The sequence below is a fragment of the Kitasatospora sp. NPDC048545 genome (assembly GCF_040651155.1).
In the GTDB taxonomy this organism is placed as follows: Bacteria; Actinomycetota; Actinomycetes; order Streptomycetales; family Streptomycetaceae; genus Kitasatospora.
In genome coordinates this window covers 17,346-36,909 of the sequence record NZ_JBEZIQ010000068.1, presented here as the reverse complement: position 1 = coordinate 36,909, position 19,564 = coordinate 17,346, and the positions used below count along the sequence as shown (strand labels likewise).

General features: G+C 74.2%; 15 protein-coding genes and 1 riboswitch. Of the genes, 4 read left to right on the top strand and 11 right to left on the bottom strand.

The annotated features are described in order from the left end of the window. Nucleotides 1–81: 81 nt before the first annotated feature. Together AB0D10_RS39640 and AB0D10_RS39635 are read right to left on the bottom strand one after the other, a co-directional pair. Nucleotides 82–771, bottom strand: a complete 690-nt coding sequence (locus AB0D10_RS39640; RefSeq protein ID WP_360265763.1) for an SDR family oxidoreductase — start codon at nt 769–771, stop codon at nt 82–84. Nucleotides 772–1,083: 312 nt separating this feature from the next. Beyond that, nucleotides 1,084–2,298 carry a TIGR03364 family FAD-dependent oxidoreductase gene (locus AB0D10_RS39635; protein WP_360265760.1) on the bottom strand — a complete coding sequence of 405 codons (1,215 nt, stop codon included), beginning with the start codon at nt 2,296–2,298 and terminating at the stop codon, nt 1,084–1,086. Nucleotides 2,299–2,459: 161 nt separating this feature from the next. On the opposite strand from AB0D10_RS39635, the gene AB0D10_RS39630 reads away from it, so the two are divergent. Continuing rightward, a complete protein-coding gene (locus AB0D10_RS39630; protein WP_360265757.1) occupies nt 2,460–3,221 on the top strand; it encodes a GntR family transcriptional regulator in 762 nt (253 codons plus the stop codon). 4 nt (nt 3,222–3,225) lie between these two features. Next, a complete protein-coding gene (locus AB0D10_RS39625; protein ID WP_360265754.1) occupies nt 3,226–3,915 on the top strand; it encodes a phosphonatase-like hydrolase in 690 nt (229 codons plus the stop codon). A 138-nt stretch (nt 3,916–4,053) separates the two neighbouring features. Here the strand turns inward: AB0D10_RS39625 and AB0D10_RS39620 are convergent, their stop codons facing one another. Beyond that, nucleotides 4,054–4,773, bottom strand: coding sequence for a DUF4232 domain-containing protein (locus AB0D10_RS39620; RefSeq protein WP_360265752.1), 720 nt, complete (start codon nt 4,771–4,773; stop codon nt 4,054–4,056). 404 nt (nt 4,774–5,177) lie between these two features. Further along, a riboswitch (M-box (ykoK) riboswitch) is annotated at nt 5,178–5,382 on the top strand. Between the two features lie 312 nt (nt 5,383–5,694). On the opposite strand from AB0D10_RS39620, the gene AB0D10_RS39615 reads away from it, so the two are divergent. Together AB0D10_RS39615 and AB0D10_RS39610 are read left to right on the top strand one after the other, a co-directional pair. Continuing rightward, nucleotides 5,695–7,062, top strand: a complete 1,368-nt coding sequence (locus AB0D10_RS39615; protein ID WP_360265749.1) for a CBS domain-containing protein — start codon at nt 5,695–5,697, stop codon at nt 7,060–7,062. Beyond that, a complete protein-coding gene (locus tag AB0D10_RS39610; RefSeq protein ID WP_360265746.1) occupies nt 7,059–8,399 on the top strand; it encodes a divalent metal cation transporter in 1,341 nt (446 codons plus the stop codon). Before AB0D10_RS39615 ends, AB0D10_RS39610 begins: the two co-directional genes overlap by 4 nt. Before the next feature lie 347 nt (nt 8,400–8,746). Here AB0D10_RS39610 and AB0D10_RS39605 read toward each other — a convergent pair whose 3' ends face one another. From AB0D10_RS39605 to AB0D10_RS39570, 8 genes are all read right to left on the bottom strand, one after another. After that, nucleotides 8,747–11,368, bottom strand: a complete 2,622-nt coding sequence (locus AB0D10_RS39605; RefSeq protein WP_360265744.1) for a TIM-barrel domain-containing protein — start codon at nt 11,366–11,368, stop codon at nt 8,747–8,749. Nucleotides 11,369–11,620: 252 nt separating this feature from the next. Then, the gene (locus AB0D10_RS39600; protein ID WP_360265741.1) at nt 11,621–12,562 is read right to left on the bottom strand and encodes an SIS domain-containing protein; all 942 of its coding nucleotides are present in this window, start codon (nt 12,560–12,562) and stop codon (nt 11,621–11,623) included. Between the two features lie 55 nt (nt 12,563–12,617). Continuing rightward, nucleotides 12,618–13,457, bottom strand: coding sequence for a carbohydrate ABC transporter permease (locus tag AB0D10_RS39595; protein WP_360265738.1), 840 nt, complete (start codon nt 13,455–13,457; stop codon nt 12,618–12,620). Next, complete coding sequence (locus tag AB0D10_RS39590; RefSeq protein WP_360265735.1) at nt 13,454–14,389, bottom strand: sugar ABC transporter permease; 936 nt, start codon at nt 14,387–14,389, stop codon at nt 13,454–13,456. Before AB0D10_RS39590 ends, AB0D10_RS39595 begins: the two co-directional genes overlap by 4 nt. A 106-nt stretch (nt 14,390–14,495) precedes the next feature. After that, nucleotides 14,496–15,782: an extracellular solute-binding protein gene (locus AB0D10_RS39585; RefSeq protein ID WP_360265732.1), complete on the bottom strand. Its 1,287-nt coding sequence runs from the start codon at nt 15,780–15,782 to the stop codon at nt 14,496–14,498. 182 nt (nt 15,783–15,964) lie between these two features. Further along, nucleotides 15,965–16,723 (bottom strand): DeoR/GlpR family DNA-binding transcription regulator, encoded by a 759-nt coding sequence (locus AB0D10_RS39580; RefSeq protein ID WP_360265729.1) that lies wholly within the window; start codon nt 16,721–16,723, stop codon nt 15,965–15,967. 135 nt (nt 16,724–16,858) lie between these two features. After that, complete coding sequence (locus AB0D10_RS39575; RefSeq protein ID WP_360265726.1) at nt 16,859–17,287, bottom strand: hypothetical protein; 429 nt, start codon at nt 17,285–17,287, stop codon at nt 16,859–16,861. A 547-nt stretch (nt 17,288–17,834) separates the two neighbouring features. Further along, entirely contained in the window at nt 17,835–19,265 is a 1,431-nt protein-coding gene (locus AB0D10_RS39570) for a hypothetical protein (RefSeq protein WP_360265724.1), read from the bottom strand. Nucleotides 19,266–19,564: the final 299 nt, after the last annotated feature.

Here is a 19,564-nt window from a genome sequence, read left to right as displayed (position 1 = left end):
GCGGACCGGCACTGACGGGCCGGCGGAACGTGACCTCCCCCGGGCGCGGCCGACGGGCGTCCGCGTCCGGGGGTCGGCCGTTCAGCAGCCCGGGCGGATCGTCAGCTCGCTCAGGGTGCCGTCCGCGGGGAAGTCCAGCACCCCGACCACCGCCGCGGCGACGGACGCCGCGGCGAGGCAGATCCCCGGGTCGTACGGCAGGCCGAGCGCGTCGTGGAGCCTGGCCTGCATGGGGGTGTCGACCTCGCCCGGGAACACCGTCGTGACCCGGACCCCGCTGCGGTACTCCTCCGCCCGCAGTGACTCGGCGAGCGCCCGCAGGGCGAACTTCGAGGCCGCGTAGCCCCCGAGACCGGGCGGGGCGTGCAGCCCGGCGCCCGAGTTGACGAACACCACCCGCCCCGGGGCCGCCCGCAGGGCGGGCAGCAGCAGACGCGTCAGTTCGGCCGGGGCCACGCAGTTGACCGCCAGCATCCCCAGCCACACCCCCGGGTCCAGGTCCGCGACCGTCCCGGGCTCCAGCGTCCCGGCGACGTGCATCAGCGAGTCCAGTCGCTCCGGCAGCTCCTGCTTGCCGAGCGCCGCCGCCAGTTCCGTCGGTTCCGCGAGGTCCGCCGCCAGCGTGCGGCTCCCCGGGAACCGCGACCGCAACTCCTCCGCCCGTTCCTCGTCCCTGGCCAGCAGCCAGAGGTCCTCGCCCCGCGCCGCGAGCAGCCCGGCCGTCGCCGCGCCGATCCCGGAGCCCGCACCGGTGATGAGATGAACGCCCATGCCGCCCTCCCTACCCCCGGCCACCGCTGCGGAACGGCGAGTTCACGCCGTCCCGGAGCCCGCCGGCACCGGACCCGCACGCGGGCGCGCACGTCGGGCGGCCGCTCGGCGCCGCGCGCCCCTGCTCCACTCCCCCTCGCAGGGCGGCCCGTCGGGGGTCAGCCCTCCTCGGGCCGCCCGACGGCCGCGGGCCCGTGCCCGGCTGAGCCCGAGCCCGAGCCCGAGCGGGCCAGGGTGACGGGGAGCCCGGCCTCGATGCGGCGCAGCAGCCGGCCGCCGTGGGATCGGGTTCGGATTCGGGCGGGCGGCGGATCAGGCGGTCGCGGCGAGGGTCCCGTCGAAGGTGGCGGCCGCCAGGCCGAAGGACAGGGTCATGCCGATGCCCGAGGTGACGGTGACGGCGCGGACGCCCGGCGCCAGGTCCCGCACCAGCAGGGGGCCGCGGGAGCTGCCGGCGTAGACGCCCTGCCAGCGTTCGACGATCCGCAGCCGCTCCACGCCCAGGACCCGGGCGATCGCGGCGGTCAGCAGCTCGTGGGTGCGCTCGTCGATGAACGGCGGGGTGGTGGCGTCGTAGTGGTGCGAGTCGCCGACCAGCACCGTGCCGTCCGGGAGCCGGGCGAACATCACGTTGGCGCCGATGTCGAGCAGCTCGCGGCTGTGGCCCAGCACCTCCTCCCGCAGCCGGGCGGCGGACGGGCGGGTGGCGAAGGCGTCGTAGCGCAGCATCGACGTGGCGGTCAGCACCGCGGAGTCGGTGCGGAAGCCGGCCGGGGCCTCGGCCCGCGCCATGGTGAGGCGGCAGCGCTGGACCTCGTGGTCCTCGGCGACGTCGGGGAACAGGTAGTCCAGGTCGTGGCCGACGCAGATCAGGATCCGGTCGCCGTGGACCGAACCGCGGGTGGTGTGGACCGTCCCGGGCTCGACGCCGGTGACGGCGGTACCCCACAGGACCTGCCCGCCGGGCTGGTCGGCCACCCAGCGGGCCAGGCCGGGCGCTGCCTCCCGCGGGTTCACCCGCAGGTCGGCGGGCAGCAGCGCGCCGCCCACCAGGTCGCCGGCGTCGGCGTCCGCGCGGCCGAGCAGCGCCGCCGTCTGCGCGGCGGTGCGCAGCTCGACGGCGTCGCCGCCGCGCTCGGCGCGCAGTTCCTCCAGGACGGCCGCCTCGGTCGCCGACCGGGCCACCACCAGGGTGCCGGCCTCCGCGGCCCAGATGCCGGTGGCCTCGGCGGCGCGCAGCCAGCCGGGCCGGGAGCGCTGGGCGAGGGCGAGGAGTTCACCGTCCTGGGCGCTGATGCAGCAGTGGCCGAAGTTGCGGACCGAGGCGCCGACGGGCTGCCGGTCGCGATCGACGACCGTGACGGACAGTCCCCGGCTCAGCGCCTCGAAGGCGTGGGCCAGGCCGATGATGCCGGCGCCGACGATCACCACGTCGCTGCGGCCGGGCGTGCCGGTCGTGCCGGGCGTGCGGGTCGTGCGGGTACGGGGGGCGGCGGAGGCGGTTGCGGGTGCGGTGCTGCTGCTCATGGCTCCAGATTCCGGGCTCGGCGACCTCGACGTCAAGAGGTGTCTATACAAGTTACCGTTCGTTCATCCACGCGACGACCAGCGGACGCGGGCACTTGTTCCGGAAAACACGCAGGTGGGCCGCCTTGAGAAGTTCCACCCCCGAGTGTCATAGTCGACTTGTGAAGACAAGTGAGGACCTCCCGCTCCACCAACGACTCGGCGCCGAGTTCCAACGCCGCATCGAGTCCGGCGAGTGGCCCGAGGGCCGTCCGGTGCCCAGCGAGTCGCAGCTCTGCGCCGAGTTCGGCACCTCCCGCGGCCCGGTCCGCCAGGCCCTGGCCATGCTGCGCCACGAGGGCAGCCTGACCGGCGGACGCGGGAAGCCGCCGGTCGCCCGCCGCACGGCGCCCTCCCAGCCGTTCGGCACCTTCCTGTCCTTCACCCAGTGGGCCCGGACCATCGGCCGCGAGCCCGGACAGACGACCATCGAGGTGGCCCGGCGCCGGGCGTCCCCGGAGGCCGCGGCCCGGCTCGGCCTGGTCGAGGGCGCACCCGTCGTCGAACTCGTCCGGCTGCGCCTGCTGGACGACGTCCCCGCCATGCTGGAGCGCTCCACCTTCGTCCACGAGGTCGGCCGCGTCCTCTTCGACTTCGACCCGGACACCGGATCCGTCTACGAGGAACTGCTGCGCCGCGAGGTCGACCTGCACCGCGCCCGGCACACCATCGACGCCGTCGCCGCCGACACGCACGACGCCGAACTCCTCCGGGTCGCCGTCGGCGACCCGCTGCTGCGCGTGCGGCGGCTCACCACGTCCGGCCGGGGCGTGCCGCTGGAGGACGCCGACGACCGCTACCTGCCCGCCATGGCCACCTTCACCATCGAGAACACCATCGAAGGCCGTACCGTCATCGGCCGCTACCGCACCGAAGAGGACTGACACCGTGATCGAGCTCGCCGCCCTGGACATGGCCGGTACCACCATCGACGAGGCCGGCGCCGTCTACCGGGCACTGCGTACCGCCGTCGAGCGCACCGGAGTCGCCGTCGCCGAGGCCGACCTGCAGACCTGGATGGGCACCGACAAGCGCGAGGCCATCGCCGCCCTGGTCCGCACGGGCGGCGGCACCCCGACCCTGGAGCTCGTCGAGGACGGCTACGCGGCCTTCGCCGAGTTCCTCCGCGAGGCCTACCGGACCACTCCCCCGCGGGCCCTGCCCGGCGTCGAGGCCGCCCTCGCCGAGCTGCGCCGACGCGGCATCAAGGTCGCGCTGACCACCGGCTTCAGCGACGACGTCGCGTACCCGCTGCTCGAATCGCTCGGCTGGTCCACCGGCGAGGGCGGCAACCTCGACGCGGTCGTCACCTCGGACGAGGTCCCGCGCGGGCGTCCGGCGCCGCACATGATCCACCGGGCGATGGAGAAGACCGGGGTCATCGACACCCGCCGCGTCCTGGTCGCCGGCGACACCGTCGTCGACGTCGAGGCGGGCGCCAACGCCGGGGCCGGCGTGGTCATCGGCGTGCTGACCGGGGAACTCACCCGCGCCGCCTTCGAGGGCCGCCCGCACACCCACGTGCTGGACGGCGTCGCCGACATCCCGGCCCTGCCCGAGACCCGGCCGACGGCCTGACCCCACGGCCCCCGGCCCCATGGCCCCGCGGTCGCCCGGCACGACCCGCGGAACACGGCCGTACAAGCCCGGCCGCCGGGAACACGGCCGCCCCGGCCCGGCCCGATCGACGCGTGAGCCGGCCCGGCGGACGCCCCGTCAGGACGGGCTGGTGCCCAGTACCGCGGTGGCGGTCACCTTGTTGTCGCACTCGGCGAAGAGGCCGTCGTCCAGGGCCACCTGGTGCGCTCCCGCGCCCGGCAGGCCCACGACGAGGGTGGGGTAGGCGACCGGTGTGGCCCCCGACGCGCAGGTGCCGTCGCCCTCGCCCTGGACCTGGACGAAGGTGAGCTTGAGCCAGGCCTTCCCGCCGGGGGCCAGCCGCACCGGGGCAGCGGCGCCGGTGTGGGTGACGGCGAGCGGGGCGTTGCGGTCCGGGGAGCCGTTGGCCGCCCCGGCCACGGTCGGGAAGCCCTGCAGGGTGCACGGGTGGGCGGAGGTGTCGGTGAACGCGACGACGACCGCTCCCACTCCGGTGCCCGCGGGCCGCTGCCCGGCCTGGTGGGCGTCCGCCTTCAGGTCGCCGATCCCGCAGGCCGGAGCCGTCGCACCGGCGGACGGGGATCCACCGGCCGGAGCGGCTCCCGTGGCCGGGCCGCCGGTGGCCGGGCCGCCCTTGGTGGGCGCCGGTGCGCCCGGCGCGGCCGGGACGGTTGCCGCCGCCGTCGGTGCCGCCGTCGGTGCCGCGGTCGGCGCGGCGGCCGGCCCGGGCCCGTCGCCCCCGGGCCCGCACGCCGTCACCAGCAGAGCGGCGGTGGCGGCCGAGACGACGGCAACCGCGGCTCTTCGGGTCTTCGTTCCGTACTGTCCGTTCCGCATGAGGTCCCCCGAGGGTTCGAGCGGTGCGGCCCACTGCCGGCACCTGCCCGGTACACACCGCTGCCGCGGGACCGGTTCCCCGGGCGGGCGGCTGTGACAGGACGGTGACGGGACCGGGCCGCGACCGTCGAACGGCGTCGGCCCGGCCAGGGCGTCACCGCCGGGGCGCCCGGCCGCGCCCGCTGTCCACCGGCTCCCCGGGACCGGTCGGCCCCGTCGGCGGGGCCGCCTTCCTGACACTCCGTCATGATCGTTCCCGACGGTGGGAGTCGGGGACCGTCGCCGCGCACCGCCCGGGCGCCGACGCGCGCCCGGCGGCTCCCCCGCAGGTCGGCCGGGGGTCAAAGTCCGGTCAAGGGTTTCGCCGGAAGGGGGGTCGGGGCCTATCCTGGGGCAGATTTGAACAGACACCTCGTTCGGTGAGGCGTCTTCACGGACACAGGCCACTGATCCCACCCGTCGAGAGACGCTCCGGATCAGGACAGGTCTCCCCGGCTCAAGGGGTGACCCCAAGTGGCTTCCCGCCGCTCGCGACCGGACTCGACCGGGCCCGCCGACGACCAGGGACACGCCGTGGAGTGCCAAAGCTCTGACGAGTGGGGGTGCACCGGGCGGAGACGTCGGTCCCCCCTGCCGTGCCGCCGCCGCCCCGATGCGCGGCCGAGACCGGGAGGGAGGCGTGATGGACGGAAGTCCTGGCCATAGTCGGCCCATTCCCGCATCGTCCTCGCCGTCCTTCCGCCGTCCGAGGCGCCCCCGCCTGCCCTGACCGCTCCGGTCCGGCCCGCTCCGCCCCCGCCCGTCCCGACCACCTCGGGACGCGTCGGCGCGCGCCCGGTCCCGGCCCGCGGCCGGGGTGGCGCGGCGCGCCGTCGGGCGGCCCGTGTGCCCCGGTCCCTCCGGGGTGAGGGGGTCTTCCTCGTGGCTGCCACCACACTGTTCTCGTCCGCCACGGCCCGGCTGCGCGACCGCACGGTCGACGCCGAGCGCCGCACCACGGCCTCCCGGGCCGTCCGGTCCTCGCTGGTCTCCCTCGCCGGACTGATCGGCGGCCCGGTCGCCAACCAGGCCGGGGAGGAGATGGGCCGGATCGTCGACGTGGTCGCCCGGCTCTACGGGCCGGAGCCCTACCCTCCCGTCACCGGTCTGATCATCCGGATAGGCCGTCGCCGCGCCTTCATCGCCGCCGACGCCGTCGACCGGATCCTGACCGGCCGGGTCCGGCTGCGCACCGCCCGCGTGGACCTGCGCGAGTTCAACCGCCGGCCCGGCGAGGTGCTGCTCGCCCGCGACGTGCTGGACCACCAACTCGTCGACGTGGACGGCGTGCAGGTCACCCGCGCCGCCGACCTCTACCTGGCCCCGCTGGCCGCCCGCACCGTCCTGGTCGGCGTCGACGTCTCCCTGCCGACCCTGCTGCGCCGCCTCGGCCCCCGCCGCTGGCAGGCCCGCCCGACCCCGGACCGCGTCCTGGACTGGCAGTCCGTCGCCCCGTTCGGCGAGCAGGCGACCCACGGACCGGCCGAGGTCCGGCTGCGCGCCTCCCGCTCCGCGCTGCACCGACTGCGCCCGGCCGACCTGGCCGACATCCTGGAGGACCTCGGCCGCCACGAACGCCAGCAGCTGCTCGGCTGGCTGGAGCCCGAGCACGCCGCGGACGCGCTGGAGGAGATGGAACCCGCCGAGCTGGAGAACCTGCTCCGCGAGGCCCCGCCCGAGCACGCCGCCCGGCTGGTCGACGAGATGGAACCCGACGAGGCCGCCGACGCCCTGCGCGACCTCGACCCCGGCGAGCGCGAGACCCTGCTCGCCCGGATGCCCGCGCCCGGGGCGGCCGAGCTGCGCGCCCTGCTCGCCCACCGCGAGGGCACCGCGGGTGGCGCGATGACCACCCTGCTGGTCACCGCCGGCCCCGCGCACACCGTCGCCCGGGTCCGGGCGGAGCTCGCCGCGCAGGCCGACCACCGCACCGACATCGACGCGGTCGCCGTGCTGGACGAGGACGGCCGGCTGCTCGGCGACCTCCCCCTGTTCGACCTGGCCGTGGCCGAGGACACCACGGTGGTCGCCGACCTGCTCGGCTGGCTGGCCCAGTTCGGCCCGCCGGTGACCGTCCCGCCCGACACCCGCCTCGCCGAGGCCGCCGACCACCTGATCGCGGCCCGCGCGACCTCCCTGCTCGTGGTCGACGACACCGGCCGCCCGCTCGGCCGCGTCCTGGCCGACGACATCCTCGACACGCTGCTGCCCGAGCGCGGGCGCCTGCACTTCCGGAGGCTCCTCAAGTGACCCGCGACCTCGACACCCGCACCCCCGGCACCCGCTCGGACCGCGGTACGGACGCCGCTCACCCGGTGTCCGCGCCGCCCGGCACCGCACCGCCCGGCCGCCGCCGGGGCTGGCGCCGGATCGCCGCCGTCGCGATGGTCGCCGGCCCCGGCCTGGTCGCCGCCAACGCCGGCAACGACGCCGCCGGCATCGCCACCTACGCCAGCGCGGGCTCCCAGTTCACCTACGGCACGCTGTTCTTCATGGTGCTGGTCACCATCGCCCTGGTCATGGTGCAGGAGATGGCCGTCCGGCTCGGTGCCCACACCGGCAAGGGCCTGGGCGCGCTGATCCGCGAACAGTTCAGCCTGCGCCTGACCGCCCTCGCGGTGTTCTGCCTGCTGCTCGCCAACACCGGTCTGGTGGTCAGCGAGTTCGCCGGGATCGGCGCCGCGTTCGAGCTGCTCGGGGTGCCCAAGTGGGCGGTCATCCCGCCGGCCGCCGTCCTGCTCTGGTCGCTGGTGCTGTTCGGCTCCTACAAGTGGGCCGAGCGGATCTTCCTGATCATGTCGCTGGCGTTCTTCGCCTACCCGGTCGCCATGGTCCTCGGCCACCCCGACTGGGGCCGGGTCGGCGAGCACCTGGTCGTCCCGCACCTGGAGCCCAGCAAGGACTTCATCCTGCTGGCCGTCGCGCTCATCGGCACCACCGTCAGCCCCTACATGCAGTTCTACGCCGCCGCGGGGGTCGTCGACCGCGGCGCCAAGCCCGCCGACTACAAGCTGATCCGCGCCGACGCCGTGCTCGGCGCCGTGTTCGCCTGCGTGATCAGCCTGACCATCATCATCGCCACCGCGGCCGCGATCGGCGGCACCGGCCCGCTGGAGTCCGCCGCGCAGGCCGCCGAGGCACTCACACCGGTCGCCGGTCACGGCGCCGAGCTGCTGTTCGCCTTCGGCCTGATCGGCGCCTCCGCGCTGGCCGGCGCCGTGGTGCCGCTCTCGGCGAGCTACGCCATCGGCGAGGCCGCCGGCGTCGAGCGTTCCGTCTCCCGCAGCTTCCGCGACGCCCCGCTGTTCCTCGGGGTGTTCACCGCCCAGATCGCGCTCGGCGCCGTCGTCGCACTGACCCCGGTGGACGTCATCCAGCTGCTGATCGGCACCCAGGTCCTGCAGGGTCTGATCAGCCCGATCGTGCTGATCTACCTGCTCGTGCTGACCAACCGCCGTGCCGTGCTCGGCGATGCCGCCAACAGCCCGCGCTACCGCCTCGCGGCCACCGTCGTGGTCGTCGGCGTCGCGGCCATGTCGACGATCCTGCTCGTCCAGACCGTCCTCGGCTGGTTCGGTCTCGCCTGAACCGGAGCGCGCGGGGCCCCGTCGGCAGCGGCCGGCGGGGCCCTTCGTCGTCGGTCCGGCGGGCCTCGTCTCCCCGGCCGGGCCGCTGACGCTCCGCGCCGCGGATCGCGCGATTTCGGCCGAACCTCGGCCGTGCAGTTCCGGTGAAGCCACTCGTCGACCCGTTCACGAGATGTCCACGACTTCCCCGTACTGGAACCGTCGGGTCGGGCCGCGCCCCCGTCGCCGGCCGGCTGAGCATTCCAGCAGCGCGGAACGGGAGCGGGAGATCGGCCGGGCCGACCTCCCGCTCCCGCCGTCGCGTCACGGTTCCCGCCGTCGCGGCACGGTTCCCGTTGCGGCGCCGGTCAGTTGCCGCCGTGGATCAGGCGCAGCGAGAAGCCGTCGTCGGTGGGGACGGACGGCGTCCGGACCTGCGTCACCCCGGTCGCGGCGTCGTAGTACCAGCCCGAGCGGGCCGAGTCGAGCGCGGCCGCCGAGCCGAGCCGGGGCAGCGGGCCGTCGTCCGTGACCACCAGGCGCGGGGCCGGCCGGCCGTGGACGGTGAAGCGGTACCCCCGCTCGGCCGGTTTGCCCGCGTAGCTCCCCTCGCTGGCGCCGACGTCGACGGTGGTGACGGCCCGGTTGGTGTGCACGTCCACCCGCTGGGTGGCCGAGGAGCCGGCGGCGAACTGCCGAGTGACGCCGTCGTCCTCGTACAGGGTGTACGAGGAGTCGCCCTTCGCCTGCGGGTAGAGGTCGTAGTCGAGTTCGGAGCGGTCCCGGTTCTCCCAGGACAGCGTGCCCTTGGGCCACATCGGCACGATCGCGCCGCCGCGGACGAACAGCGGCAGCGTGTCGAGCGGGGCGGAGTAGCCGTCGACCGTGGTCGGCCCCTGGTAGGTGCGGCCGGTCCAGTAGTCGGTCCAGGTGCCCTCGGGCAGGTAGATGCCGTCGCGCACGGCGGTGTCCGAGTAGACGGGTGCGACGAGGAAGTCGGGCCCGGCGAGGAACTCGTAGGTCGCGTTCGGCCCCAGGGCGTTCGGGTCGTGCGGGTACTCCAGGGCGAGCGGGCGGACGGCACCGATGCCGGTGCGGGTGGCCTCCTCGGACAGGGTGTACATGTAGGGCAGCAGCCGTTCCTTGAGCTGCAGGTACTTCCGGTTGATCGAGGTGTACGGCTCGCCGTCCAGCCAGGGCTGCTGGTCGCGCTGCTGCTTGCCCGTCATGTCCCGGGCCCAGCCGTCCATCGTCATGATCGCCGGGAGGAAGGCCTTCCACTGCAGGTCGCGGGTGTACATCTTCGGGTCGCGGCGGTAGATCGAGCCGACGTCGCCGGTGTTGTAGGCGATGCCGGACATGGTGGCGCCGGCGTAGGTCGGGATCTGCCAGCGGACGTAGTCCCAGGACAGGCTCTGGTCGCCGCTCCACAGCACCCCGCAGCGCTGGGCGCCGGCCCAGGAGACCGGCAGCCAGACGAAGCCGCGGGCGTCGCTGCTGTCCTCGATGCCGGCCTTGGCCTGGTCGCAGGCGTTCAGTGCGAAGTCGTAGCCGTTGCCGACCCAGGCCACGTCGAGCTTGCGCACCCGGACGCCGGCCTTCACCTCGGTGGCCTGGTCGGGCAGGCCGTTCTGGGTCCACAGGCCCAGCTGGGCGTGGTCCTTGCGCAGGCCCTCGCCGGTCTGCGCCAGGTTCTCGTAGCCGCAGCCGTAGCCGTCGTTGACCAGCATCCAGCCCAGCGGCATCCGGTTCCGCACGTAGTCGTCGGCGACCTTCAGCGCGTCGGTGGTGTGGCGCTCGCCGCGGTTGGCGTTGTGCAGGTAGCAGTCGGAGTCGCCGGGCTCCAGGCCGTAGACGGGCGGCATGAAGGGCTTGCCGACGAGGGCGGTGTACCGGCCGATCACCGACTTGACGTCACCGGTGAAGTAGTAGGCGTCCAGGCGGCGTTCCTGCTGTCCCGTGTGGACGGGGGAGCCGAAGTCGTAGGTCCCGGGCGCGAAGGTGTTCCGGAAGACGCCGTAGCCGGCGCTGGAGACGTAGAACGGCTGGGAGTTGTTCCACCCGCCCTCGTTCCAGTCGAAGCTGTTGGCGACGTGGACGGTCCTGTCCCGGTGCGAGAAGGAGCCGTTCTGCTCGCCGCCGCCGAAGAACTGCTCGTCCGGGCCGCGCACCAGGCTCTGCCGCAGTCCGCCGGTGCTCCAGCGCAGCGGGGCGTCCTCCTGCCACAGGGCGGTGCCGTCCGCCTTGTAGAGGCCGAACCGCAACGGGTGCTTGTAGACCCGCAGGACCAGGTCCTTCGAGCGGATGCCGTAGTAGGCGCCGGCGTCGAAGGTGCTGGTGTCGCGCTGGGGTTCGGGCTGCTTGCGGACGATGGTGCTGCCGGCCGGGTCGGTGAGGACGCCGTCCGGGGCGGCGCGCAGCCGCAGCTGGTCGTCGGCGAGGAAGTCGACCCTGGCCTTCAGCGTGCCGGCGGCGACGTCGTAACTCCCCTGCGAGCCGCCGAAGGAGGTCAGGTCACCCGCGTCGGAGGTCTGCGGCAGGTAGGCCGTGCCGGTGTAGGAGCCGCCGTGGACGTCGTAGGGGACGACCAGGACGCGGTAGGTGCCCGAGGCCTTCGGGATCACCGTGGCCTCCGGGTCGGCGGTGCCCGCGCTGCTCGCGACCTGTTTGCCGGCGGCGTCGTAGACGTAGAGGTCGAAGTCGTCGGTCTGGTTCTGCCAGCGGACGGAGACCGGGACGCCGCCCTCCGGGTTGTCGTTCCAGTAGCCGGCCGGCACGTTCACGGTCAGGTCGAAGTGGTCGCAGACGGCGCCGCCCGGGTCCTGCGCGGCCGGCGGGCAGGAGGCCGGGTCGCCGAGGGTGCCCTTGGCGTACTGCGGGCTCTGCCAGGTGACGCTCTGGTGGCCCTGGTCGAGGACGGCGGAGCCGGGGGTGGCGGCCCGGGCGGGGAGCGCGGGCCCGGCCAGCGCGGTGATGCTGCTCAGGGCCACGGCGAGGGCGGCCCGACGGGGCCTGGGTCGGTGGGGCCTGGGTCGGTGGGGTCGGGGTCGGTGGGGCCGGCTGGGTCGGGAGCGGGGTAAGCGCACGGCGGTGCCTCCGTTCGGGGGGGTGGTGGCGGACGGGGAGTCGCGGCACAAGGGGGGCTCGGCGGACGGGGGGTTCGGTGGACAGGGGGTCTCGGTGGACGGGCCGGGGCGGACCCGGCGGCGGGGTGTCGGCGGCGGGGTGTCGGCGCTCCCTCCTCAGGCGCCGTGGTCGCGCAGCACGACCGACCGGGTGAGGTGGCGGGGCCGGTCCGGATCGCAGCCCCGCGCGGCGGCGACGGCGACGGCCAGCCGCTGGGCCCGCACCAGGTCGGCCAGCGGGTCGAGGTCCGCCGCCGCGTCGCCGGACCCGGCGACGAGCCGGCCGCCGGCCCGGGCGATGTCCTCGGTGAGCCCGTCGGGCAGCGGGCCGAACGTCCAGGTGACCCGGCCCGGCGCGGCGATGGCGATCGGCCCGTGCCGGTACTCCATGGCCGGGTACGCCTCGGTCCACGCCCCGGCCGCCTCGCGCAGCTTGAGCCCGGCCTCCAGCGCCAGGCCGTGGGTCCAGCCCCGGCCGAGGAAGGTGAACTGCTCGGCGCCGTCCAGTGCGGCGGGCAGCGGTTCCGTGACGGCCCGTTCGGCGTCGCGCACCGCCCGGGCCAGCGGGCGCACTCCCGCCGGGAGGGCGTCCTCGGTCTCCAGCCGGGCGCGGAGCAGGGCCAGGGCGGTGGTCGCGAAGCGGGTCTGCACCACGGAGCGCTCGTCGGCGAAGTCGAGCACCGCGACGGTGTCGGCCAGCGCCATGACCGGCGTGGCCGGGTCGGCGGTGAGGGCGCCGGTGGGCACTCCGGCGGCGCGGGCGCGGGCGAGCAGGTCCAGCACCTCGGTGGTGGTGCCGGAGCGGGAGATGGCCAGCACCCGGTCGTAGCGGCGCCCGTGGGGGAACTCGGAGGCGGCGAAGGCGTCCGTCTCGCCGTGGCCTCCGCCCTCACGCAGCGCCGCGTAGGCCTGGGCCATGAACCAGGAGGTGCCGCACCCGGTGACGGCGACCCGCTCGCCCCGGCGGGGCAGGACGTCGGCGTGCCGGGGCAGCGACTCGGCGGCGCGGCGCCAGCACGCGGGCTGCGAGGCGATCTCGACTGCGGTGTGGGAGGTCATGCGGCGACTCCTTCGGAGGGGCTGGTCGGACGGGTCGACCGGACGGCGGCGGGCGCTACTTGACCGATCCGGCGGTCAGTCCGGACACCACCCGGCGCTCGATGAGGGCGAACAGCACCACGACCGGCACGATGGCGACGACCGAGCCGGCGAAGAGGTAGTTCCACTCCACGGTGTAGTTGCCGATGAAGCTGTTGATCCCGACGGTGAGGGGCTGGCGCTCCGGCGCCGTCGAGAGGGTCAGGCCCATCACGAACTCGTTCCAGGCGGCGATGAAGGTGAAGACCAGCGCGGTGACCACACCGGGCATGGCCAGCGGCAGCACCACCCGGCGCAGCGCGCCGAGCCGGCCGAGGCCGTCGATCATGGCGGCCTCCTCCAGCTCGACCGGGATCGAGCCGATGTAGGCGGTGAGGATCCAGACGGCGAAGGCCAGGTTGAAGGCGGCGTTGCAGAGGATCAGCGTCCAGACCGAGTTGAGCATGTCCAGCCGGTAGAACTCTCGGTACAGGCCCACCAGCAGCGAGGTCGGCTGGAACATCTGGGTGACCAGCACCAGGAGCAGGAAGAGCCGGCGCCCCCGGTAGCGCACCCGCGCGGTGTGGTAAGCGGCGGGCAGCGCGACCAGCAGCACCAGCAGGGTGGAGCCGCCCGCGACCAGCAGGGTGACCCGCAGGTTGGCGCCGAGGGTGGAGTCGCGCCAGACGTCGACGAAGTTGGACCAGGCGAAGTGCCGCGGCAGGTAGGTCGGGTCGCGCAGTTCGTCGGCCGGGCGCAGCGCCGTGACGGCCATCTCCAGGTACGGGAGCAGGAAGACGGCGGCGAGCAGCCAGGCCACTGCGGCGACCAGCAGGGTGCGCGGTCGGATGCCCCGCGGTGTCCGACGGTCCGTCAACTCTCCTCCCCACGAGCCCGGCCGGTGACCTTGAGGAAGGCCAGGACCATGACCACGACCAGGGCGAAGTTGACCACCGACATGGCCGCGGACTCGCCGATGTCGGAGCTCTTCAACTGGTACACGAACACGGTGGTGGTGGCCGTGTCGCTGCTCGGGCCGCCCTGGGTCATGCCCCAGATGACGGGGAAGGAGTTGAAGACGTTGATCAGGTTGATCACCAGGCCGACCAGGAAGGCCGGGCGCAGCAGCGGCAGGGTGAGCCTCCGGTAGGTCTGCCACCGGGAGGCGCCGTCCACCCGAGCCGCCTCGTACAGCTCCCCGGGGATGGTCTGCAGGCCGGCGAGCAGGGTGTAGGTGGTGAACGGCAGCGAGACGAAGACGGCGACGGCCACCATCCACGGCCAGGCGGTCGCCGGGTCGCCGAGCCAGTCGCGGGGCCCGTCGACGAGGCCGAGGTCCGTCATCGCGGTGTTGAGCACGCCGGCGGTCCGGTCGAGCATCCACCGGAATCCGATCGCGGTCATCAGGACGGACGCCGCCCATGGCGCGATCAGGGCCCAGCGGGCGAACCTGCGGCCGGGGAAGCGCTGGTCGAACAGCTGGGCCAGGCCGAGCGAGAGCACCATCGTCAGGGCGACCACGGCGACGGTCCAGAGCACGGTGGACAGCAGCACGCGGCCGAGGTCGGCCTCGCCGAGGAGCTTGCGGTACTTGTCCAGCCCGGCCGGGCCGCGGACGAAGCCGCTGGTGCTGACGCGCAGGAACGAGGTGCGGACCATCTCGTACACGGGCCACAGGACGACGAGGGCGATCAGCAGGAGGGCCGGGGCGATCCAGGGCAGCGGTCCGGGGCCGCGGCGGCGGGGCGCACGGGCGGGTGCGCGCCGGCGGGGCCCGGCCGCCTGCGGGGCGGGGGCACGGACGGTCATGGCGGGTGCCTTTCGCGGGGCACGTGGGGGACGGCCTCCCGTGGGGGCGGCCGCTGGTTCGCAGCTGCTTGTTCGCGGCTACTTGTTCGCAGCTGCTTGTTCGCGGCTACTTGTTCGCGACGGCGTCCCGGGCCTTCTTCTCCAGGTCGCCGAGCACCTTGGCCGGGTCACCGGCGACGGCGCTGCCGACGGACTTCTTCAGCTCGGCCGAGACGGCCTCCCAACTGGTGTCGCCCAGCGGGTAGAAGGTGGCCCCGGGCAGCAGGGCGAAGAAGGGCTCCAGGTCCGGGTGCTTCCCGCTGGCGGTCATCTCCCGCAGGGCGTCCTGGGTGACCGGCATCAGGTTGTAGGTCTCGTAGAACCGGAGCGTGTTGTCCTTGGTGTAGACGAAGTCGAGGAAGCTGCGGACCTGGTCGCGGTGGCCGTTCTTCTTGAACGCCATCATCCAGTCGGCCACGCCGAGGGTGGACGTGAGCGGGCCCGCCTTGCCGGGGACGGGCGCGACGCCGTAGTCGACCTTGCCGTCCCGGGCCATCGTGATCAGCGAGGGGTGCCCGTTGAGCATGGCCGCCTTGCCCGCGGCGAAGTCGGCGAACGCGGTCTTGCGGTCGGTGGTGGCGGGGTTGGCGTAGGTCAGGCCCGGGTCGACGAGGCTGCTCCTGAGCCAGCGGAAGGTGTCGACGTTGGCCTGGCTGTCGATGGTGTAGGTGCCGTCCTTGCCGGTGGGGCCGCCGCCGTTCCCGAGTTCCCAGAGCATGCTCTCGCCCTGGGCCTCCTCGGGGCCCAGCGGCAGCGCGTACGGGGTGACCCCGGGCACCTTGGCCTTGATGAGCGCGGCGTCCTCGCGCAGCTCGTCCCAGGTGGTGGGCGGCCGGGTGATGCCGGCCTGCTGGAGGACCGCCTTGTTGTAGAAGAAGGCGCGGGCCGAGGAGACGAACGGGATGCCGTACTGCACGCCGTTGACGCGGCCGGCCTGGGCGAGGCCGTCGATGAGGTTGGCGCGGGTGTCGGCGGACAGCACGTCCTCGGCCTTGTAGAGCAGGTCGTCGGCGACCTTGTCGGCGTAGCCGCCGGTCTGCAGGACGTCCGGGACGTTGCCGCTCTGGATCATCGTCTTGACCTGCTTGTCGATGTCGTTCCAGTTGACCACCTGGACGTCGACGGTGATGTCGGGGTGGGCCGCCGTGAAGGCGGCGGCGAGGCCCTTCCAGTAGGCCTTGGAGCTGTTGGACTCCTTGTCGCCGTAGTCGGCGGCGACCAGTTTGAGCGTCACCTTGCGCCCGGGGCCGGACCCGGCGTCCTCGCTCCCGGCGCCACCGCCGCTGCCGCAGGCCGTGAGGGCGAGTGCGGCGAGGGCGCACGTCGTGGCGAGGGACAGCACAGATTTGTTCACCGCAGTTACCGCCTTCGTGCGAGCTCGATCGGCTGATCCAAGTTGCTTGAAGAGAGCTGGTTCTGAGCAGTTCCGAAAGAGCTTCCTGCTTCAGGCAGTTCATGTCAACGGCCGGGACACCGAAAAGCCCGGCCGGGGCGGCCCGGCCGGGCGTCAGGGGTGCGTGCGGGTCGGCACAGGGTTCAGGCCCGCAGGACCCGCACGCCGCACGCGGCGATCTCCTGCTCCCGGGCCGCGCCGGCCTCGTCGTCGGTGACCAGCTCGTGGACGTCCGAGAGCGGGCAGATCCTCGCGAAGGTGACCCGGCCGATCTTGGTGCTGTCCGCCAGGACGACGGCCCGCGCGCCGGCGCGCAGGAACGCCCGGTCCGTCTGGGCCTCCATCTCGTCGTGCGTGGTGCAGCCCTCCTGGGCCGTCAGGCCGTCCACCCCGATGAAGGCGACGTCCAGGTGGTACTGGGCGAGCATCCGGTCGGCGGCCGGTCCCACCAGTTCGTAGCTCGTGGTCCGGGCGATGCCTCCGACCACCACCAGCCGGACGTCCGGCCGGACGATGAGATCGGCCGCGATGTTGACGGCGTTGGTGACGATGGTGATCCCGCCGCGCTCGGCCAGCACCCGGGCCAGCTCGCTCGTCGTGGTGCCGCCGGTCAGGCCCACCACCGCGCCGTCCGGCACCAACCGGTCGGCGGCCAGGGCGATCCGCCGCTTCTCCGCCTGCCGCTTCCCGTGCTTGTGCCGCAGCGGCAGTTCCAGGTTGACGGCCCCGGTCACGGCTCCGCCACGGGTGCGGTGCAGCAGCCCCTGGTCGTGCAGTTCCTGCAGGTCCCGCCGGACGGTGGCCGGGGACACCCGGAGCAGCCCGGCCAGCTCGTGCACGTCGGCGCTGCCCGCCTCGGCGATGTGCGCGAGGATCCGGGCGGTACGGTCAGCTTTGAGCATGGCGGAAGTCTAGTGCCGCCCCCGCCCCGGGCGGTTCCGCGCAGGACCGCTCACAGCACGCCGGGGCTTCCGCGGTGGACGGGCACCGCGGAAGCCCGGGCGGACCTGCTGTCGGGGGTCCTCGGAACTCCGTCTTCAGAGCTCCGTCTTCATCCGGCCGACGCACAGCGCCCAGATGACGGTCGCGTCGATCGCGATCAGGACGATGGCCCAGAACGGGTAGTAGGGCAGCCAGAGGAAGTTGGCGATCATTCCCAGCCCGGCGACGACGATGCCGACGGCTCTCGCCCAGACGGCTCCGCTGAAGATCGCGATGCCCGCCACCACGACGATGACGCCGAGGACGAGGTGGATCCATCCCCACCCCTCGGTGTTCATCGAGTACACGTAGGAGCGCGTGACGACGACCAGGTCGTCCTTGGCGATCGCGGAGGTCCCCTGGAAGATCGCCATGAGGCCGGCGGTGATCAGCATGACCCCGGCGAAGATGGTCCACCCGCTCGCGAAGGGGTGCGGATCGCGGGCTCGGGCGTTCTGGCCGGACCCGGTAACACTGCTGGTCATGGCATGGACTCCTTCGATGGCACCGCCTCGCGGACGGCGGGGGTCGGAAGGGACGAACAGTCGGGCGGGAGTGTTCCCGGAAGGTGCCACCCGTCCGGCTCCCCACCGGCGCGGGCGGGCGGCGGGAGGCCGGGGGTGACACGGCGCGGAGCACGCGGACCGGAACCGTGACGGACGGTGAGGCCCGCGGCCGTGAGGTCCGGTTCACGCGGCCGGGCCGCGAGGCTCCGGACCGCGAGGCTCCGGACCGCGGCGCCGGCCATCGGCGGCGCGGCGGCGGTGCCGGGTCCGTCCTGCGGCGGCACCGGCCCGGCGCCCGGGTGCGGCCCGGAACCGGTGGGGAACACGTCGTCGTCTCGCATGCCGACCGCCCGTCAAGCTCGGCTGGCGGAAAGAGCCCGGAACAGAAGCCCTACGTTCACGGTAGGACCGGACCCGCGTCCTGTCGTGGGCGGGACGCTCCTCGGTCACGGACCGTGACGCCCACGCCGGGCGACCGGCCGGCCGCAGGACCCCCGGCGGAGGACCCACGGCGGCCGGTCGTCCGTCACTCGTCGGTACGACTGCCGGCGTCGCCCTCCCCGGAAGCCCCGCCCTGCCCGGCGGGGCCGCCCTGCCCGGCGGGGCCGCCCTGACCGGTGGAGGGGCCCTGACCTGCGGGGCCGCCCTCCCCGGAAGCCCCGCCCTGCCCGGCGGGGCCGCCCTGACCGGCCGAGGGGCCGGCGCCTCCACCGGTGCCGGCTCCGCCATCGGTGCCGGCTGCTCCGCCCGCGCCGGTGGCGGGGCTGGTGGCGACGACCCGGCCGGACGCGGCGAGCAGCGCCAGGACGGCGAGCACCGCGAGCAGCACCAGGACCAGCAGCAGCACGGTCAGCACGGTCGGGTGGTTCCAGAGGGCGAACACCAGGGCCACGATCAGCAGTGCGCCGAGGATGAGCCAGCGGCGGTGGGCCTCGGTCCAGGTCCCGACCCGGCCGGTGGTCACACCGTGCGAGCCGCTCCAGCCCGCCACGGAGTCCGCGACGTGGTCGGCCCGGCCGCGCACGCCGCGCGGCAGCCGTCCCGCGCCGGAGAGGTAGGCGCCGAGCGCGATCACCACGCCCAGCACGATCGCGGTGCGCAGGCTGATCCGCAGGAAGTGCAGCAGCGTGTCGAAGACCGCGGCCGCCGCAGCCGGGGACTGCACGGCGGGCGGCAGGTGGTCGAGGTAGTAGTGGCGGGCGATCACCAGGGCGATCGCCACCAGCAGGCAGGCGAAGGCCGCGCCGAGCGTCGTGGCCACCAGGGCGCGGCGCCGACGCCGCGCCAGCACGACGCCGATCGCGCCGATCAGCACGGTGATGATCGGCAGCCAGTTGCCGATCACGTCAAGGGCGTGCGCGGCGCGGCGGATCTTGGCCAGCTTGTCGGACTGGAACAGCACGAGCTGCTTGTTGACGTCGGGGATCTTCTCGGCCGGGGTCAGGCCGGCGGACACCAGGTCGTTCTTCAGCGTGTCGACGGCCGTCCCCACGTTGAGGGTGACGGTGCCGCCGTTGACCTCGACCGCGCCCCGGCCCTCGCCGGTGAGGGCGTGGACCACGGCCGTGTGGGCGGCGCGGTTGGCCTGCGTCCACGCGGTGGCGAAGGCGTCGCTCTGCACGACCTTGGTCGCGGCCTTGGTGACCACCTGGTCCACCGCGTCGTCGATCTTGGGCCCGAGTGCCTTCACCGCCGAGGCGGCCTTGGGCGGCAGGCCCTGTGACTGCAGCCAGGAGGACACGTCGGAGGCGACGGCCGGCCCGTCCACCTTCACGTCCACCGCCTTCGTGATCCGGGCGACCGCCGCGTCCTGGATCGCGGGGTTGGTGGCCAGCGGGGCGACGGTGGAGACGTACCGGCCGGTGTCCAGCACGATGTCGTGCACCCAGACGGTGAGCAGCGAGATCGGCACCAGGATGCAGGTCAGCGTGATCAGCACGGCGGAGACGGTGCTCATGACGATCCCGCCCGCCCGGGAGCGGTGCCGGTGCTCCGGGGGCGTGCCCCCGTTCAGCGGCGCGCCCGCGGGGGGCTCGGACGAAGGGGTTTCCAGTGGCCCGTTCAACGATTCTCCCGGCGGTCGGCACGCGGCCGTACTGCCGCTGTTCCTCATTCACGCCGCAAGGTCCGCCGCCCGGCACGCCGGATTGGGCCGCCCGGACGAGCGGCGGGAGCGGCGCTCCGGCGGCACGCGCCCGCTCCGCGCCCATTCCGTGCCCGATCCGCGCCGGCTCCGTGCCCGCTGCCGCCGCCCGG

What these genes read in the sequence shown, in the direction of transcription:
- AB0D10_RS39580 (WP_360265729.1), bottom strand. Translation starts at nt 16,723, where the DNA reads ATGCTCAAAGCTGACCGTACCGCCCGGATCCTCGCGCACATCGCCGAG.
- AB0D10_RS39640 (WP_360265763.1), bottom strand. Translation starts at nt 771, where the DNA reads ATGGGCGTTCATCTCATCACCGGTGCGGGCTCCGGGATCGGCGCGGCG.
- AB0D10_RS39635 (WP_360265760.1), bottom strand. Translation starts at nt 2,298, where the DNA reads ATGAGCAGCAGCACCGCACCCGCAACCGCCTCCGCCGCCCCCCGTACC.
- AB0D10_RS39570 (WP_360265724.1), bottom strand. Translation starts at nt 19,265, where the DNA reads ATGAGCACCGTCTCCGCCGTGCTGATCACGCTGACCTGCATCCTGGTG.
- AB0D10_RS39575 (WP_360265726.1), bottom strand. Translation starts at nt 17,287, where the DNA reads ATGACCAGCAGTGTTACCGGGTCCGGCCAGAACGCCCGAGCCCGCGAT.
- AB0D10_RS39600 (WP_360265741.1), bottom strand. Translation starts at nt 12,562, where the DNA reads ATGACCTCCCACACCGCAGTCGAGATCGCCTCGCAGCCCGCGTGCTGG.
- AB0D10_RS39590 (WP_360265735.1), bottom strand. Translation starts at nt 14,389, where the DNA reads ATGACCGTCCGTGCCCCCGCCCCGCAGGCGGCCGGGCCCCGCCGGCGC.
- AB0D10_RS39620 (WP_360265752.1), bottom strand. Translation starts at nt 4,773, where the DNA reads ATGCGGAACGGACAGTACGGAACGAAGACCCGAAGAGCCGCGGTTGCC.